This is a genomic window from Ensifer sp. VA4 (assembly GCF_055710065.1).
In genome coordinates this window covers 1-3,284 of sequence record NZ_JBVQPO010000036.1, presented here as the reverse complement: position 1 = coordinate 3,284, position 3,284 = coordinate 1, and the positions used below count along the sequence as shown (strand labels likewise).

The 3,284-nt window shown below is 58.3% G+C and carries 5 protein-coding genes; 1 reads left to right on the top strand and 4 read right to left on the bottom strand.

What is annotated here, in order from left to right; translation table 11 throughout:
* The 4 genes from AC0C6X_RS29980 to AC0C6X_RS29965 all read right to left on the bottom strand — a co-directional run.
* Positions 1-974 (bottom strand): TfuA-like protein (locus AC0C6X_RS29980; RefSeq protein WP_472956662.1); only part of this gene is annotated, 974 nt, incomplete at its 3' end.
* Positions 974-1,606, bottom strand: coding sequence for a YcaO-like family protein (locus tag AC0C6X_RS29975; protein ID WP_472956660.1), 633 nt, complete (start codon positions 1,604-1,606; stop codon positions 974-976). The genes AC0C6X_RS29980 and AC0C6X_RS29975, both read right to left, overlap by 1 nt.
* The gene (locus AC0C6X_RS29970) at positions 1,578-2,159 is read right to left on the bottom strand and encodes a YcaO-like family protein (protein WP_472956658.1); all 582 of its coding nucleotides are present in this window, start codon (positions 2,157-2,159) and stop codon (positions 1,578-1,580) included. Before AC0C6X_RS29970 ends, AC0C6X_RS29975 begins: the two co-directional genes overlap by 29 nt.
* A 37-nt stretch (positions 2,160-2,196) precedes the next feature.
* Positions 2,197-2,400 (bottom strand): hypothetical protein, encoded by a 204-nt coding sequence (locus AC0C6X_RS29965; protein WP_173514888.1) that lies wholly within the window; start codon positions 2,398-2,400, stop codon positions 2,197-2,199.
* 234 nt (positions 2,401-2,634) lie between these two features.
* Here AC0C6X_RS29965 and AC0C6X_RS29960 point away from each other — a divergent pair.
* On the top strand, positions 2,635-3,284 hold a 650-nt coding region (locus AC0C6X_RS29960; RefSeq protein WP_472956656.1), incomplete at its 3' end, for an iron-containing redox enzyme family protein.

Here is a 3,284-nt window from a genome sequence, read left to right as displayed (position 1 = left end):
TCCTCGATTTCCGGCCGAAGGCCGCATCGCCGAGCTTCGGCGACAGCCCTGCAAAAGACGTTGAACCTCATCAGCTCGGCCTCTAGCTCACCCGAGCCGTCAAGGATATTCCAAACCGACGCCGTCGGCACCGTCAATTCTCCGCTGAGCCAGTCAATTTCCTTGTCGAGCCGTGGGTAGCCCCTCCCGGAACAGCAAAGCCACTGGATGAACTCGGCTTCGATCTGTTGCCGGTCCGCGCCACTCAGCGCATCGGGGGCCCGTCCCCTGCCATCGCCGAGCAGTCCAAACAGCTGAGGTGATCTGGAAGCGCGGGGTGGACCTCGATCGACCTCCCGTAATTTCAAGACCTTGTTTGCGGCCTGAACGGCGTCGGTGCGCTTTGTATCGATCGCCTTGAAAAAGCCGAGCAGTTCGCCGGAGAGGTGGCGCCCGGCTTTCCGGTAGGCGCTGGGCCAAGTCCTCAGACTAAAATGAAGCGATTGAGCTGCCGAGATGACGTCCTCGGCTTCGGCTGCTCCCACGAGACCGATCCTCGCAGCCCGCCGCAGCGCGATCCGCATATTGATCAATGGTTCTGTAAGCGCCGGAAAAGCCCTGTCCTCGCGGAAGAGGACTGCCACCTCGTCCTCCGTGGAGATGCTCCGGTCCTTGAACAGCCGAAATATGATCCCCGCGCCATGCACACCTGCCGGCGCGCAATCCGCCGCCCGGAGCGCCCCCATGCTGGAGGCACCGACCACGACCGCCCCGTCCTGGACAACGTCAACGACTTCCCGCGGCGAAATGGAAAGGACGTTGCCGAATGCGCCATCCAGGACCAGAAAGAACTCGTGCTTCAAGATGCGACAGGCATAAAGATCCCCCCGCCTCGCCGGAGGTCTGATGATCGCATCGGGCAAGATGGACAGGATGTCCGAAGCGGGTGCGCTCGGCCCCAGGAACACGACCGGCGGCATCCGCAACGTGCCCATTAGAGCAGGTGCCTAGCACTTCGCCAGCCAACCCGGCGGGGGTCGACCGTAAAGAGCGACAGACCGGGTACGCGCACCCTCACAACGGGCAGGCCCAGTGACTTTCGGCTCAGGTCAATCACGATCACCTGCGCAAGTCCGGCGGATTTCAGCCTCTCCAGGACAAATTCGAATTCTGACTCGAGGTCTGGCGAGATTGCATTGGGAATGGTGGAGAAGTCATGCTCGGCTGCAGGAACCCCGGCGGATAGGCTGGCCCGCCGCGAAGAGGGTACCTGGTTGTAGGAGTCACGGGCACCGTGAATGACCCCGAGCCTCGACTGGAATGACTCAAGGATAGCGTGTGTAACAGCGGCACTGGCCAAAAGGTCAGCGCCCCACCCCGCAACGACCAACGGCATTGGCCCCGCGGCACTACAAAAGTGCGGGTCTATCAGCGTGCTCGAGATGACCGGTATCTCAAGGTCGCTCGTCAGATCTTCCAGGATGAGTTCCAGGTTTGCTTCCCTGGCGCGCTCGGCAAGCGCCTTGGGTGCTGGAGGAAGTGATTCCACATCAATCCTGCGTCCGGCAGGCCCGGCGTCCCCCGCATGTCCATACTGTTCAAAGAAAGTGGTGCTGACTGACGGCATCCCGTTCGACAACCTCCAGAAGCGCGCTGCGCACGGCCTGGCCACGCGTGAACCCGGCAGCCAGGCCGTTGGTATCGACCTGATCCAGTATGCCTTCCTTTGCGGGAGACCTCGCTAGGTCGGCTGGAACCCAGATCGGACGAGCGCTGATGAATTCCCAACCCTCGACCCATTCAATCCGCGAATCCGGACGATAACTGGTCAGCGGGGGAAGATCGAAGGTTAGAGGATCGGCAACCTCGGCACCGGAAGCCTTAAGCTCGAGATAAGTAGCATACCGGGACTGGCACTCGAACTCCTCTGCGCAAACTCTCTCGATCGACTCCATGATGGCACTGACGCGGGCCGTCTCCTTGTCCACCCCTTTGCCCAGATGGGTGGTCAAGTCTCGGGCCAGGGGAGTGACCGCTGCAAACACGGGAATGCCCAGGACGTCGAGTGGCGTGATGTCGGCTATGCGCGTGACCGGGACCTGCTCGATCGTCGATTTGAGGAGCAGCTTGCGTCTGGCCTCTTCTAAGGCGCCATGCCCCTCATTGCGGCGGTCGTACAACGGCCACCGGTCCAGTAAACCGGACAACACCACGACTTCAGAGTCCACAGATGACCTGGTGGTTCTTGTTGATGTAAATGTGGGCCCCAGTCGATTTACTTATGTTTTCGAGAACCGCCATTTCGGCGTCGCCTAGGTTTGCGATCGCATCACGTACCGCTTGCGGGAGCAAATTCTCGTCCACATCGGGAATGACATTCGAAGTCTTCAGCCTGTTAAAATTTGTCTGGAAGTCCGCCATTTGTGATCTCCTCAGGCCCTGAGCAATTTTTCGATGTTTGCTAGATTTCTGTCAGTGATCTTGGGATTGTGAGAGGATGTCTCGCCAGTAACAATAGGACGACACTCTGTTAACTGTCCAGTACTACTCTTTAATACTAAAGAGCTATCCATCTTTTGACTGAGACGAACTTGAAAGGCATCTGGAATGAGATAGGATTTCCCGGGTTTGTTTGTTGTTCTCCGGGGTGTCGCTATGGGTATGTTTGAAAGACAAGCAAATAGTGGTGTTGTGAGAGGCAGAATCGAACTCTGCATGCCCGCTCTGAGGGCGGCTTTTGGCGACCTTTGGCGAACCGACCCTCCGCGGGAAATGACGATCGCTTTCCTGGTCTTGCTGCATCAAATCATGCGGGCGTCGGTTCCCCTCATGCAATCCGCAGCGGTCAAATGCGATCAACTGGAAGGAACCGATAAGCTTGCTCCTTTGCTCGGAGAATACTATCGGCATCATGTTTCCGAAGAACTGCATCACGATACCTGGGCACTCGAGGACCTTGAGACTGCAGGGTGCGATCCCAGGCGGCTGCTATCCATCACCCCTTCCGTCGAAGTCGCGCGGTTGGTCGGCACCCAGTATTATTGGCTTCATCACCATCATCCGCTCATGCTTCTCGGATACATCACGGTTCTCGAGGCGTTTCCTCCCGCCGACAGCATGATCGATGAAATTCGAGATCGTTCAGGCCTGCCGGACTCGACGTTCAGGACTTTGAGAATTCATGGGGACCTCGATCCAACCCATAGCGCTGAGATCGACCAGACGTTTGATGCGCTGCCGCTGGATCAGGAACACTTGGAAATGGTTGGTTTGAGCGTTCTCCATAGCTGCGATGCACTCGCGGC

What these genes read in the sequence shown, in the direction of transcription:
- AC0C6X_RS29975 (WP_472956660.1), bottom strand. Translation starts at nt 1,606, where the DNA reads ATGCCGTCAGTCAGCACCACTTTCTTTGAACAGTATGGACATGCGGGG.
- AC0C6X_RS29965 (WP_173514888.1), bottom strand. Translation starts at nt 2,400, where the DNA reads ATGGCGGACTTCCAGACAAATTTTAACAGGCTGAAGACTTCGAATGTC.